This window comes from Curtobacterium sp. NPDC087082, from assembly GCF_044745045.1.
Classification (GTDB): Bacteria; Actinomycetota; Actinomycetes; order Actinomycetales; family Microbacteriaceae; genus Curtobacterium.
Genome location: NZ_JBIUZN010000004.1, coordinates 301,734 through 315,654, shown reverse-complemented (window position 1 = coordinate 315,654; position 13,921 = coordinate 301,734). Strand labels below are relative to the sequence as shown.

At 70.4% G+C, this 13,921-nt stretch carries 8 protein-coding genes; 1 reads left to right on the top strand and 7 read right to left on the bottom strand.

Annotated elements, in window-relative coordinates; translation table 11 throughout:
* Positions 1–18: 18 nt before the first annotated feature.
* From rapZ to uvrB, 5 genes are all read right to left on the bottom strand, one after another.
* Positions 19–921: an RNase adapter RapZ gene (rapZ, locus tag ACIPEP_RS12750; protein WP_070416211.1), complete on the bottom strand. Its 903-nt coding sequence runs from the start codon at positions 919–921 to the stop codon at positions 19–21.
* A 226-nt stretch (positions 922–1,147) separates the two neighbouring features.
* On the bottom strand, positions 1,148–3,328 hold the full coding sequence (uvrC, locus tag ACIPEP_RS12745) for an excinuclease ABC subunit UvrC (protein ID WP_402717461.1): 2,181 nt from the start codon (positions 3,326–3,328) through the stop codon (positions 1,148–1,150).
* Positions 3,329–6,355: an excinuclease ABC subunit UvrA gene (gene uvrA, locus ACIPEP_RS12740; protein WP_402717460.1), complete on the bottom strand. Its 3,027-nt coding sequence runs from the start codon at positions 6,353–6,355 to the stop codon at positions 3,329–3,331.
* Between the two features lie 48 nt (positions 6,356–6,403).
* On the bottom strand, positions 6,404–7,348 hold the full coding sequence (locus tag ACIPEP_RS12735; RefSeq protein ID WP_229084951.1) for an SDR family NAD(P)-dependent oxidoreductase: 945 nt from the start codon (positions 7,346–7,348) through the stop codon (positions 6,404–6,406).
* On the bottom strand, positions 7,338–9,410 hold the full coding sequence (gene uvrB, locus ACIPEP_RS12730) for an excinuclease ABC subunit UvrB (protein ID WP_070419051.1): 2,073 nt from the start codon (positions 9,408–9,410) through the stop codon (positions 7,338–7,340). The genes ACIPEP_RS12735 and uvrB overlap by 11 nt, the downstream gene beginning before the upstream one ends.
* A 170-nt stretch (positions 9,411–9,580) precedes the next feature.
* Between uvrB and ACIPEP_RS12725 the strand changes: the two genes are divergently transcribed.
* Positions 9,581–10,909: an MFS transporter gene (locus tag ACIPEP_RS12725; protein WP_070416214.1), complete on the top strand. Its 1,329-nt coding sequence runs from the start codon at positions 9,581–9,583 to the stop codon at positions 10,907–10,909.
* Positions 10,910–11,070: 161 nt separating this feature from the next.
* Here the strand turns inward: ACIPEP_RS12725 and ACIPEP_RS12720 are convergent, their stop codons facing one another.
* On the bottom strand, positions 11,071–12,423 hold the full coding sequence (locus ACIPEP_RS12720) for an acyltransferase (RefSeq protein ID WP_402717459.1): 1,353 nt from the start codon (positions 12,421–12,423) through the stop codon (positions 11,071–11,073).
* The gene (locus ACIPEP_RS12715) at positions 12,420–13,916 is read right to left on the bottom strand and encodes a class I adenylate-forming enzyme family protein (protein ID WP_402717458.1); all 1,497 of its coding nucleotides are present in this window, start codon (positions 13,914–13,916) and stop codon (positions 12,420–12,422) included. The genes ACIPEP_RS12720 and ACIPEP_RS12715 overlap by 4 nt, the downstream gene beginning before the upstream one ends.
* Positions 13,917–13,921: the final 5 nt, after the last annotated feature.

Genomic DNA, 13,921 nt, shown 5'->3' with positions numbered 1-13,921 from the left:
GAGCGGCCGGAGGGACGGTCACTCTCGGCCGAGGTCTCGGTTCTTCACACGCACGGCGACGTCGGGCATCCCGCGGAGGAGGTTCGCCAGCTCGGCGACGATGGCGACCGAACGGTGCTTGCCGCCGGTACAGCCGATGGCGATCGTAGCGTGTCTTTTGTTCTCGCGCTGGTACCCCTCGAACACCGGCTCGAGGACGTCGGCGTAGCGCTCGACGAACGTGCGGGCTCCGGGCTGGGCCAGGACGTAGTCCGAGACGGGTCGGTCGAGGCCCGTGTGCGGGCGGAGTTCCGGGACCCAGTAGGGGTTCGGCAGGAACCGGACGTCGGCCACCATGTCGGCGTCGGCGGGCAGTCCGTACTTGAACCCGAAGCTCATCAGGGTCACCTGGACACCCGTGAAGTGGTCGTCGGCGAACTGCTCGGTCACGGCGTTCGCGAGTTGGTGGATGTTCAGGTCGGAGGTGTCGATGACGAGGTCCGATGCCTCGCGCAGGGCAGCGAGCCGACTGCGTTCGCGGCCGATGCCGTCGAGCAGCGTGTCCTCGCCCTGGAGCGGGTGGGGCCGCCGCACCTGCTCGAAGCGCCGCACGAGGACCGCGTCCGTCGCCTCGAGGAACAGCACCCGGACGCGGGCCGAGGCGCTCTTGCGCACCTGCTCGACCGCCTGCTCGGGGTCGGTGAAGAACCGGCCGCCGCGGACGTCGACCACCGTGGCGATCTTCGGGATCTTCTCACCGGCACGGTCCGCGAGCTCGGTGAGCGGCGCGAGCATCTGCGTCGGGAGGTTGTCGACGACGTACCAGCCGAGGTCCTCGAGCGCCTTCCCCACCGTCGAACGACCGGCTCCGGACATGCCGGTGACGATGAGGATGTCGTGCTGCTGCGGCGATCGTGTCGGCGCTGGGACGCTGTCGGTCATCTGGGAGTGGGCTCCGTCGTGGCGGCCCGGGCGCGTCGCCCGGGGAGGTCTCGGCTGCGGGACAAGGGTATCGCCCGGACGCCGGGCTCGGGGTGCGTCATCCGGTCGGGTGCGGTCCGTCGGTCGGGTGCCGTCCGCCGGTCGGGTGCGGTCCGTCGGTCGGGCGCGGTCCGTCGGTCGGGTCCTGTTTGTCCGTCCGTCGGCCGCACGGGAGGCGCGGTGTGCGTCACGCGGGCAGGTGCGGGCCGTCGTCGGTCACCTCGGGGAGCCGGGCCGGTCCTCCGGAGCGGGTGGCGGCCGCCTGCGTGGCGGCCGCCAGGTCGGGCGCGCTGGCTGGGCCGGGCGCGCTGGCGGTGCCCGGTCCGCCGGCTGCGTCGGCCGCGCTGGCGCTGCCGGGTTCGATCGCCGTGTCCGGCGCACCGGCCCCGTCGGGAGCGCTCGTCGGCGTCGGGGCGCCCGCGGCCTCCGGCGCGCTCGTGGGCGTCGGGGCGCCCGCGGCCTCCGGCGCGCTCGTCGGCGTCTGCGCGAGCTTCGTGACCACGGCCGCCGCCGTCGCCGGCCCGACGCCGTTCACCTCGGCGATCTCCTCCGCCGTCGCCTCGCGCAGCCGCGCCACCGACCCGAAGTGCTTCAGCAGCGCGTTCACCCGGGTGGGTCCGAGACCCGGGATCTCGGACAGCCGCGACCGGACGTCCCGCTTGCGCCGGGTCCGCTGGTGCGTGATCGCGAACCGGTGTGCCTCGTCACGGATGCGCTGGATGAGGAACAGTGCCTCGGAGTTGCGCGGCAGGATCACCGGGAAGTCGTCGTCCGGCAACCAGAGTTCCTCGAGCCGCTTCGCGATGCCCACGAGCGCGATGTCGTGCACCCCGGCCTCGTCCATCGCGCGCTTGGCCGCCTGCACCTGCGGCTGCCCGCCGTCGACGATGAGCAGCTGCGGCCGGTAGGCGAACCGCTTGGTCGGCTTCGACCCCTCGACCACCTCGTCGCTGGTGACGTCGGGGACATCCGGCAGCTCGGCGTCCTCGTCGAGGCGCGCAAGCCGGCGGGACAGCACCTGGTGCATGCTGTCGGTGTCGTCGGTGGTCTCGGCGATCGAGTACCGCCGGTACTGGTCCTTGCGGGGCAACCCGTCCTCGAACACGACCATCGACGCGACGACGTTCGTCCCCTGCAGGTGCGAGATGTCGTAGCACTCCATGCGGAGCGGTGCCTCGGTCATGCCGAGGGCGTCCTGGATGTCCGCCAGCGCCGCGGACCGCGTCGTGTAGTCGGCGGAGCGCTTCGTCTTGTAGAGCATGAGCGCCTGGGCAGCGTTCTGCGCCGCGGTCCGGGCGAGCCCCGCCCGGTCACCCCGCTGCGCGGTGCTGAGCTTGGTGCCCCGACCCCCACGGCGTTCGCTGAGCCACTGCTGCAGCGCGTCGGCGTCCTCCGGCAGTTCCGGCACGACGACCTCGCGCGGGGGCTCCTCGCCGGTCGCGTACTGTCCCTGCACGATCTGCTCGATGAGGTCGCCCGTCGAGATGTCGAGTTCCTTATCGACGACCCACCCGCGTACACCGCGGATGCGCCCGCCGCGCACCGAGAACAGCTGCACCGCCGCGGCGAGCTCGTCCTCGGAGATGCCGAACAGGTCGAGGTCGACCGAGTCGCGGAGCACGACCGCGGACTTCTCGAGCACGGCCTCGAGCGCGCCGACCTGGTCGCGGAACTTCGCGGCCTGCTCGTACTGCATCGCGTCGGCCGAAGCGGCCATGCGCTGCCGCAGCTGGGTGATCACCCGGCGGTCGTAGCTCGCCATGAAGCGCACGAACTCCTCGACCAGCGCGCGGTGCTCGGCGATCGTGACCTTCTGGGAGCACGGACCGCCGCACTTGCCGATCTGCCCCGGGAAGCACGGCTTGCCGGTCTGCATCGCCTTCTTGTACGACGAGTCCGAGCAGGTGCGGATCGGGAACACCTTGATCATCAGGTCGATCGTGTCGTGCACGGCCCAGATCTTCGGGTACGGCCCGAAGTACTTCGCGCCCTTGATCTTCCGGTTCCGGGTGACCATCACCCGGGGCGACTCCTCGCCCAGGGTGATCGCCATGTACGGGTAGGACTTGTCGTCCCGGAACTTGACGTTGAAGGGCGGATCGAACTCCTTGATCCACGTGTACTCGAGCTGCAGCGCCTCGATCTCGGAACCGACCGTCGTCCACTCGACGCTCCGTGCCGTGAGCACCATGCGCCGCGTGCGCTCGTGCAGCGTCGGCAGCGGTGCGAAGTAGTTGCTCAGCCGGGCACGGAGGTTCTTCGCCTTGCCGACGTAGAGCACCCGGCCGGCTTCGTCACGCCAGCGGTAGACGCCCGGATCAGTGGGGATCTCCCCCGCCTTCGGACGCCACGGGACGGTGTCCGCCACCTACCGAGCACCCGCCTTCTGCTTCGCCTTCGGCTGCTTCTGGCTCGCCGTGCGTGCGCCGACCGCCTGTTCCTTGCCGACCCGCGCGTCCTGCGCGTCGAAGATCTCCTTGAGGAAGACCCCGGTGTGGCTCTCGGGCACGTTCGCCACGTGCTCGGGCGTCCCCGTCGCGAGGACCGTCCCGCCGCCGGATCCACCTTCAGGTCCCATGTCGATCAGCCAGTCCGCCGACTTGATGACGTCGAGGTTGTGCTCGATCGTGATGACCGTGTTTCCCTTGTCGACCAGGCTCTGCAGCACGAGGAGCAGCTTGCGGACGTCTTCGAAGTGCAGACCGGTGGTCGGTTCGTCGAGGACGTAGACCGTCCGGCCGTTCGACCGGCGCTGGAGCTCGGTGGCGAGCTTGACGCGCTGCGCCTCGCCCCCGGAGAGGGTCGTCGCGCTCTGTCCGAGCCGGACGTAGCCCAGCCCGACGTCGACGAGGGTCGCCATGTACCGGTGGATCGCGGAGATCGGCTCGAAGAACTCGGCTGCCTCGCTGATCGGCATGTCGAGGACCTCGGAGATGTCCTTGCCCTTGTAGTGCACCTGCAGCGTCTCGCGGTTGTACCGCGCACCGCCGCAGACCTCGCACGCGACGTAGACGTCGGGGAGGAAGTTCATCTCGATCTTGATCGTGCCGTCACCGGAGCAGTTCTCGCAGCGACCGCCCTTGACGTTGAAGCTGAAGCGACCGGGCTGGTAGCCGCGCGCCTTCGCCTCGGGCGTCTCGGCGAAGAGCTGTCGGATCCGGTCGAACACGCCCGTGTAGGTCGCCGGGTTGGACCGCGGGGTCCGACCGATCGGCGCCTGGTCGACGTGCACGACCTTGTCGAGCTGGTCGAGCCCCTTCACGCGGGTGTGCTTGCCCGCGATGTGCCGTGCGCCGTTGAGCTGGTTGGCGAGCACCTTGTAGAGGATGTCGTTGACGAGCGTCGACTTGCCCGAGCCGCTCACCCCGGTGACCGCGGTGAACACCCCGAGCGGGAAGTCCGCGTCGATCGACTTGAGGTTGTTCGCCCGCGCACCCTGCACGCTGATCGTGCGCTTGAGGTTGACCTTGCGACGCTCGGCCGGGACCTCGATCGCACGTCGACCCGCGAGGTAGTCGCCCGTGATCGATTCGCGGTTCTCGATGATCCCCTCGTACGAGCCGGAGTGGACGACGTTGCCGCCGTTCACACCCGCGCCGGGACCGATGTCGACGACCCAGTCCGCCGTGCGGATCGTGTCCTCGTCGTGCTCGACGACGATGAGCGTGTTGCCGAGGTCCTTGAGCTTCACCAGGGTGTCGATCAACCGCCGGTTGTCGCGCTGGTGCAGCCCGATGCTCGGCTCGTCGAGGACGTAGAGCACGCCGGTCAGTCCGGACCCGATCTGGGTGGCCAGACGGATGCGCTGCGCCTCGCCGCCGGACAGCCCGCCGGCGCCACGCGAGAGCGTCAGGTAGTTCAGACCGACCTCGAGCAGGAACTCGAGCCGCGCCCGGATCTCGCGCAGGACCGCCGCCGCGATGTGCGCCTCGCGCTCGGTGAGGGTGAGGCTCTCCATGAAGCCGTACGCGTTGTCGAGCGACATGTCCGTCACGTCGGCGATGCTGCGGCCGTCCACCGTCACCGCGAGCACCTCGGGCTTGAGGCGCGTGCCGTCGCAGACCGGGCAGGGGACCTCGCGCAGGTAGCCCTGGAAGCGCTGCCGCTGCGAGTCCGACTCGGCCTCGGCGAACTTGCGCTCGATGTAGGGCATGACGCCCTCGAACCCGCTCGTGTACCGCATCTCGCGGCCGAACCGGTTGCGCCAGGACACCGACACCTGGAAGTCCTTGCCGGTGAGGATCGCTGCCTGCACCGAGGCGTCGAGACGGTTCCACGGGGTGTCCAGGTCGAACCCGAGGTCCTTGCCGAGGCCGGCGAGGAGCTTCTCGAAGTAGGAGTAGAGCCCGCTCGTCCCCGTCCACGGCAGCAGGACGCCGTCGCGCAGGGACGCCTCGGGGTCGCCGAGGACGAGGTCCGGGTCGACCGACATGCGGGTACCGAGGCCGGAGCACTCGGGGCACGCACCGAACGGCGCGTTGAACGAGAACGTGCGCGGCTCGATCTCGGTGAGCGCCAGCGGGTGGTTGTTCGGGCAGGAGAGGTTCTCGGAGTAGGTCCGGACCGCACCGGGTCCCTCGGCGTCGACGAGGTCGATCGCGACCGTGCCGTCGGTCAGGCGCAGTGCCGTCTCGAGCGAGTCGGTCAGACGCCCGAGGATGTCCTCGTTCGCGACGAGACGGTCGACGATGACCGAGATGTCGTGCTTGACCTGCTTCTTGAGCTTGGGCGGGTCGCTGAGCTGGATGCGCTCCCCGTCGACGATCGCGCGGGCGTAGCCGGACGCCGCCAGTTCTTGGAAGAGGTCGACGAACTCGCCCTTCTTCTTGGAGATGACGGGCGCGAGCACCTGGAACCGCGTGCCCGACTCGAACTCCATGAGCTGGTCGGCGATCTGCTGCACGCTCTGCTTGCTGATCACCTCACCGCAGACGGGGCAGTGCGGGATGCCGATGCGCGCCCACAGCAGACGCATGTAGTCGTAGACCTCGGTGATGGTGCCGACCGTCGATCGCGGGTTGCGGTTCGTCGACTTCTGGTCGATCGAGACCGCGGGCGAGAGCCCTTCGATGAAGTCGACGTCCGGGCGGTCGACCTGCCCGAGGAACTGGCGCGCGTACGCAGACAGCGACTCGACGTAGCGGCGCTGTCCCTCGGCGAAGATCGTGTCGAACGCCAGCGAGGACTTGCCGGATCCGGACAGACCCGTGAACACGACGAGCGAGTCGCGTGGGATCTCGAGGTCGACGTCGCGCAGGTTGTGCACGCGGGCACCGCGCACGCTGAGCGTGGAGGTGCTGTGCGGTGCCGTGCCGCCGGGGATGTGGAGGTCTACGGGCTCGCCGAAGGCATTCCGGCCCGACGTCGAGGTTCCGCGGTCAGAGGTGATGGTCATCGTTGTCGATTCTACGAAGCGGCACCGACATTCGGCCGCGATGGACGGTCAGACGAGTGCGTCGAGAGCGAACGCGACCCCGGCGGCACGCTCGCTCGCCACCCAGAGCCGGGCGGCCTCGGCCCGGTCGTGGGCCCGCGGTTCGGCCCGGACGACCGCTGCCGGCCCCCGGAGCTGCATCCAGCCCGACGGCCCCCAGTACTCGCCGGACCGGACGCCGTCGGCGATCGCCGCGTGCACGAGCGGGTCGGCGCCGGCGTCCTTGCCCTGGGCGTACAGCCGCTGCGCCGGACGGGTCCACGCCGGCTCCGATCGGGACGATGCGACGTCGGGACGCTCGGGTGACAGCAGGTCGAGCGAGAACCCGGGATGCGCGACGACGCTGGAGACCGGTGACCCGGCATCGGCGAGGCGTTCGGCGAGCTCGAAGCCGAAGAGCATGACCGCGAGCTTGCTCCGCCCGTACTGGCGGTAACTCGAGTAGTGGCTCGCGCCGAGCGGGTCCGACGGGTCGAGCCGTGCCCACCGGTGTGCGATCGACCCGAGGTGCACCACGCGCCCCGCGCGGCGGTCGAGCAATGGGAGCGTCAGCGCCGTCCAGGCGAAGTGCCCGAGGTGGTTCGTGCCCACCTGCAGCTCGGTGCCCTGGGCCGTCCGCTGCATCGTGCTCGCGCCCACCACGCCGGCGTTGTTCACGATCGCGTCGACACCCTCCGGCTGCAGCGCCGCGAGCTCGTCGGCGGCTGCCCGCACGCTGTCGAGGTCGGCGAGGTCGAGGTGCACGTGCGCGAGGTCGGCGCCGTCCACGTGGCGACGGATGCTCCGCTCGGCCGCCGCAGCGCGCTCGCGGCTGCGGGTCGCGAGGACGACGCGGTGACCGGCGGCGGCGAGCTGCTCCGCGGCGAAGTACCCGAGGCCGGCACTCGCACCGGTGACGACGACGGTGCGACGAGACCCGTCGCGCGCGGCGCGCGCGCCGGCGTCAGCTGACATGGCCCGCCGACTCCATCTGGCGGAGCGCCTTCTTGAGGTCCTGCACCTCGTCGCGGAGCCGTGCGGCGAGTTCGAACTTCAGCTCGGCCGCCGCCTGCAGCATCTGCTCGTTGAGGTCGCCGATGGTCGCTTCGAGCTGCATCGCCCCCTCGCCGGCGATCCCGCCGCGCTTGAGGTTCGGCGTCGGCGAGCGTCGGCCGTCCGCTCCGGGGCGACCTTCGAGCAGCGCCTTCGTGTCGTCGTTCTCACGCGCCAGGATCTCGGTGATGTCGGCGATCTTCTTGCGCAGCGGCTGCGGGTCGATGCCGCGCTCGGTGTTGTAGGCCACCTGCTTCTCGCGGCGACGGTCGGTCTCCTCGATCGCGGTCTTCATCGAGTCGGTCATCTTGTCGGCGTACATCAGCACCTGGCCCGACACGTTGCGGGCGGCACGACCGATCGTCTGGATGAGCGACGTCGACGAGCGCAGGAAGCCTTCCTTGTCGGCGTCGAGGATCGCCACGAGGGAGACCTCGGGCAGGTCGAGCCCCTCGCGCAGGAGGTTGATGCCGACGAGCACGTCGTAGACGCCCTGGCGCAGTTCGGTCAGCAGCTCGACGCGCTTGAGGGTGTCCACGTCGGAGTGCAGGTACCGGACCCGGACGCCGGCGTTGCCGAGGAAGTCGGTGAGTTCCTCGGCCATGCGCTTGGTCAACGTCGTGACGAGGACGCGCTCGTCCTTCTCGACGCGCTGGTTGATCTCCTCGAGCAGGTCGTCGATCTGGCCGTCACTCGGCTTCACGACGATCTCGGGGTCGACCAGGCCCGTCGGGCGGATGATCTGCTCGACGACGCTGTCGGTCACGCCGAGCTCGTACCGGCCCGGGGTCGCCGACAGGTAGACCTTCTGGCCGGAGCGCTCGAGGAACTCTTCCCAGGTGAGCGGTCGGTTGTCGAGGGCGCTCGGCAGACGGAAGCCGTGCTCGACCAGCGTGCGCTTGCGGGAGGCGTCCCCTTCGTACATCGCGCCGATCTGGGGCACGGTGACGTGCGACTCGTCGATCACGATGAGGAGGTCGTCCGGGAAGAAGTCGAGCAGGCAGTGCGGCGGTTCCCCCGCGGCACGGCCGTCCATGTGGCGCGAGTAGTTCTCGATGCCGGAGCAGAAGCCGATCTGCTCCATCATCTCGATGTCGAACGTGGTGCGCATCCGGAGCCGCTGGGCCTCGAGCAGCTTGCCCTGCCCCTCGAGCTCGGCCAGGCGCTCGGCGAGTTCGTCCTTGATCGTGGCGATCGCCCGGTGCATGACCTCGGTGTCGGCGACGTAGTGCGACGCCGGGAAGATCGACACGGCGGGCATGTCCTCGATCACGTTGCCGGTGAGCGGGTGCAGGTACGACAGGGCCTCGACCTCGTCGCCGAACATCTCGATGCGGATCGCGTGCTCTTCGTACATCGGGATGATCTCGAGCGTGTCGCCGCGGACCCGGAAGGTCCCTCGTGCGAAGTCGACGTCGTTCCGCTGGTACTGCATCGCGACGAACTTGCGGACGAGCTGGTCGCGGGAGATGGTCTGGCCGACGTGCAGCGCGACCGAGGCGTTCATGTACTGCTCCGGCGTCCCCAGGCCGTAGATGCAGGACACCGTCGAGACCACCACGACGTCGCGCCGGCTGAGCAGCGAGTTCGTCGTCGAGTGCCGGAGCCGCTCGACCTCGGCGTTGACCGAGGAGTCCTTCTCGATGAAGGTGTCCGTCTGCGGGACGTACGCCTCGGGCTGGTAGTAGTCGTAGTACGAGACGAAGTACTCGACGGCGTTGTTCGGCAGCAGGCTCCGGAACTCGTTCGCGAGCTGGGCCGCCAGGGTCTTGTTGTGCGCGAGCACGAGCGTCGGCCGCTGCACCTGCTCGATGAGCCACGCGGTCGTCGCCGACTTGCCCGTACCGGTCGCACCGAGCAGCACGACGTCGGTCTCACCGGCGTTGATGCGACCGGCCAGTTCGGCGATCGCCGCGGGCTGGTCGCCGCTCGGCGAGTACTCGCTGATGACCTCGAACGGGCGGACCGCGCGCGTGGGCTCGATTGACACTGCCATGCCCACCACGGTAGTCGGCACCCCTGACACCGGAGCCGTCTGCTCGCCCTCGGCGTATCGTCCACGCCAAGCACGCTCCGAGACCGCTGATAGGGACCCGGCATAGCCTCCGATCCGTTCAGCAACCCGACTCGCTCTCACTCCCCGAAGAGGCCCCCATGACGACGGCGACCCCCGCCGCACCGACGAAGGGCACCCCGTTCCGCGGACGCATCCGCGGACGAGTGCTCATCCTGCTGTGCTGCATGTACGCGATCTCGTACATCGACCGCACCAACATCTCCACGGCGCTCCCGCACATCACCGAGGACTTCGGCTTCAACGAGACGACCGCCGGGCTCATCGTCTCCGCCTTCGCACTCCCCTACGCGCTGCTGCAGGTCTTCGGCGGCACGATCGCCGAGAAGTTCGGTCCCCGGAAGGCCTTGTTCGTCATCACCGTGATCTGGGGGGTCGCCACCCTCTGGACCGGGTTCTCGGTCGGCTTCTGGACGCTCTTCGCCGCCCGCGCGCTCCTCGGCCTGAGCGAGGCCGCCGCGTTCCCCGCCGCCACCCAGGCCATGAGCCGCTGGATCCCCCGCGACCGCAACGGCTTCGCACAGGGCGTCGTGCACTCCGCGGCGCGCCTCGGCAACGCCCTCGCACCGCTCCTCGTCGCCTGGGTCATCGGTGCGACCGGCAGCTGGCGGTGGGCCTTCTTCGCGACGGCGGTCCTGTCGATCGCGTGGGCGATCGTCTGGTTCGTCTGGTTCCGCGACAAGCCCGAGGACACCGCCGGCATCCAGCAGGTCGAGCTCGACGAGCTCCCGCCCGTCGAGACCCGCGCCACCCGGCCACCCGTCCCGTGGCGCACGCTGGCCCGGCAGATCTCCCCGGTGACCTTCGTCGACTTCGGGTACGGCTGGGTGCTCTGGGTGTTCCTCACCTGGATCCCGACGTTCCTCAGCGACACCTACGGCCTGCCGATCAGCCAGTTCGCCCTCTTCACCACGCTCGTGCTCCTCGCGGGCGTCGTCGGCGACACCGTCGGCGGGATGCTCAGCGACCGGATCATCCACCGCGGCGGCGACAGCCGGAACGCCCGGAGGATCGTCCTCGTCATCGGCCTCGGTGGCTCCCTCGTCTGTCTCGTCCCCCTCGTGATCGGGCAGGGCCTGGTCGTCGCGACGATCTCGCTCGCCCTCTCGTTCTTCTTCCTGGAGCTCTGCAACGCCAACCTCTGGGCCATCCCGATGGACGTCGCCCCGCAGTGGTCCGGCACCGCGTCGGGGTTCATGAACACCGGCTTCGGCATCGCCGGCGTGATCTCGCCGATCGTGTTCGGCGCGCTGATCGACGCCTCCGGCTGGCAGCTGCCCTTCGCGCTCTCCTGCGCGCTGCTCGCCGCCGCGGCCGTGGTCGCGTGGTTCATGAAGCCGAAGCGGCTCACGATGACGGACGGCGTCCTCGAGATCGGCGTCCCGAAGGCCGAGCAGCACGCCGGCTGATCCGCGTCGCGACGACCGCGACACGCTGCGGACGGGAGGCGCGGTGCCAGCCCGACCCGCGCCTCCCGTCCGGAACTGCGCACGACGGGAGGCGCGGTGCCAGCCCGACCCGCGCCTCCAGTCCCCGCGCGGTGCGGGCGACGCCCCATCGGCGGACGCGCTCAGCGCGTCGACCGCCGCCCGACGTCGTCCGTCTCCCCCACGAGCGCATCGTCCGGCTCGACCGGCTCGACCGGCTCGACCCGCGGTTCCGGGGCGACCACCGGCACGGCACCAGCACCCGCACCCCGAGCAGCCGCCTCCCGCTTCCGCGCCCGCGCCGCCCGCTGCCCACGCGACGACAACGACGGCCGCCCCGTGAGCGGCACGCTCAACGGCGTCCACCGGAACAGCTCCGTCACGGCCACCGACAGCACGAGCACGAGCACGTAGGTGACCAGCGTGAGCCAGGGCTGGGGCACGACCCGTTCGAGCCAGCTGTCGCCGTACAGCAGGATCCAGATCGCGAACGGGTGGCTGAGGAAGATGCCGAACGACCGGTCCGAGCCGTAGTCGACGACGCGGGCGAGCGCGCTCCCGGGCCGGCGCCGATCCGCCCAGCGCGCGCCGATCGCCAGGAACCCGACGAACACGGCGCTGCTCCAGAGCACCTGGACGGGCTGCAGGGGCGTGCCGGCGGCGTAGAGCGACTGCCCGAAACCGACCTGCAGCCACCACACGCTGAGGGTGAGCGCGCCGACGCCCGCGAAGCCCCAGAGGACGGCGCGGCGGTGCACCCGGATGAACCGGAGGAAGGCATCCGCGTGGTCGGCGGCGATCGCGCCGGAGACGATGAAGAACACGTACGAGAAGAAGAACTGCTTCTGGTAGCCGTGCATCCACGCGTCGCTGGCGGGGAAGTACTTGTACCCGGCGAAGACCACGAGCTGGAACACGAGCGTCACGGCGAGGACCGCGACGTGGTGGCCGCGCGTCCTCCGGACCAGCCACGCGATGACCGGCAGGAGCAGGTACACCTGCATCGTCACGAGCAGGAAGTAGAGGTGGTACCAGGAGACGCCGGTGACGATGCCCTCGGCGTACGTGCGCACGAGGTCGGGCACGTCGCCCCGGCGAGTGGCGCTGAGGAGCCAGGACGACGCCACGTAGACGAAGGACCACGCCAGGTAGGGCACGCCGACGAGCAGGAAGCGCTTCGGCCAGAACTGCGCCATCGGCCGCGGTCGGAGCGTGTAGCTGTAGACGAGCACGAAGGCCGTCAGCGAGAAGAAGACCAGGCGGGTGAAGTGGAGCAGGCCGAGCAGGGCGTTCAGCGGGACGTCGTCGGCGGCGACCGTGTGACTCGTGGTGTGGACGCCGATGACGCAGGCGAAGGTCAGGATGCGGAGGACGTCGACCTCGTAGAGGTGCCGCGGCTTCCCCTCGGCGGTGCGGGTCGGCGTCTGCACCCGACGGTCGGCAACGCCGGCGGTGGGCGTGGCAGCGTCGGCGCCGGGCGTGGCGGCGTCGGTCACGGGTGTTCGGCCATCGTCCGCACCTTCGCCCGCTGGACCTTGCCGGTCGGCGCGCGCGGCAGGTCGGGCACGACGACGATCTCGACCGGACGGCGGAACCGTGTGAGGTGCGCCTCGGCTCGCGCGGTGAGGTCGGCGACCAGGGCCTCGGCGTCCACGGCCTCGTCCGGCTGCGGGATCACGTAGGCGATCGGTACCGCGCCGAGGACCTCGTGCGGCCGCCCGACGACCACGGCCTCGAGCACGCGGTCGTCGCCGAGCAGCACGTCCTCCACCTCGGAGGGGTACACCTTCTCGCCGCCCCGGTTGATGACGTCGTCCGAGCGACCGGCGAGCGACACCCAGCCGTCCGCCGAGACCGATCCGACGTCGCCCGTGCTCAACCAGCCGTCCGCGTCGAAGCGCTCGGCTGCGCGACCGAAGAGGTAGCGGTGGACGATGCCCTCACCGCGGATCCAGAGGGCCCCGACCTCGTCGGCGGGCAGCACCGCGCCGTCCTCGCCCCGGACCTGCACCTCGGACCCGACCGGCACGCCGACGGTCCCGACGCGTGCGGGGGCACCGAGCGGCGTGGCGGTGATCTGCGACGCCCCCTCGGTCATCCCCCAGCTGACGACGAGCGGGACGTCGACGAGCGCCTGCCGCACCGGATCGGGCAGCGGAGCGGAGGCGCTGCGGACGAACCGGAGCCCTTCGGGGAAGTCGAGCGGACCGGTCTTGGCGAGGACCGCGAGGATCGCCGGGACCGCGTTCAGCCAGGTGATCCGGCGGTCGGCGAGCAGTTCCCAGAAGCCGGTGCGACGGAACCGCCGGTCGAGCACGAGGGTCCCGCCGGCCACGAGGGTCGCCAGCAACCCGACGACCTCGGCGTTCACGTGGAAGAGCGGGAGGGAGTTGAACCCGCGGTCCTCCGGCGTGAGGCGGTTGTGCTGCGCCACGGCCCGGGCCACGAACAGCAGCTGCGACTCGGGCAGTTCGACGCCCTTCGGGGTGCCGGTGGAGCCGGAGGTGAAGAGCACGACGGACCCCTCGCCGGGTGCGTCCGCGTTCTCCGACGGCAGGTCGCCGTCGCGGACGGATGCCGGGAGGAACGTGGCCGCGTCGATCCCGCTCGCCGGCGCCCCGGGGACGGTCGCGTCCACGGCGCGGTCCGACACCACGAGCGAGGCGCCGCCGATCAGGTCGGCGAGACGGCCGGGTTCCGAGGTCGGCTGTCCGGTGTCGACGGGGATCGCCCGCCGACCGGTCGCGAGGGCGGCGAGGTGCACGACCGCGAACGCGAGCGGGTCGGCGAGGTCGATCAGGACCGCCCCGGACGGCGCGACCCCGATCGCGTCGAAGGTCGACGACCACGCCGACACCGCGTCTTCGAGCGCGCGGTAGGTCAGGACGCGGTCACCGCGCGCGTCCTCGAGGTAGCTGCGCTCCCCGTCCTGCGCCGCGCGGGCACGGATGGTCGAGCGCAGGTCGGGTCGTTCGCCTGCTTGCTGCACGGACT

What these genes read in the sequence shown, in the direction of transcription:
- ACIPEP_RS12735 (WP_229084951.1), bottom strand. Translation starts at nt 7,348, where the DNA reads ATGTCAGCTGACGCCGGCGCGCGCGCCGCGCGCGACGGGTCTCGTCGC.
- uvrA (WP_402717460.1), bottom strand. Translation starts at nt 6,355, where the DNA reads ATGACCATCACCTCTGACCGCGGAACCTCGACGTCGGGCCGGAATGCC.
- ACIPEP_RS12725 (WP_070416214.1), top strand. Translation starts at nt 9,581, where the DNA reads ATGACGACGGCGACCCCCGCCGCACCGACGAAGGGCACCCCGTTCCGC.
- rapZ (WP_070416211.1), bottom strand. Translation starts at nt 921, where the DNA reads ATGACCGACAGCGTCCCAGCGCCGACACGATCGCCGCAGCAGCACGAC.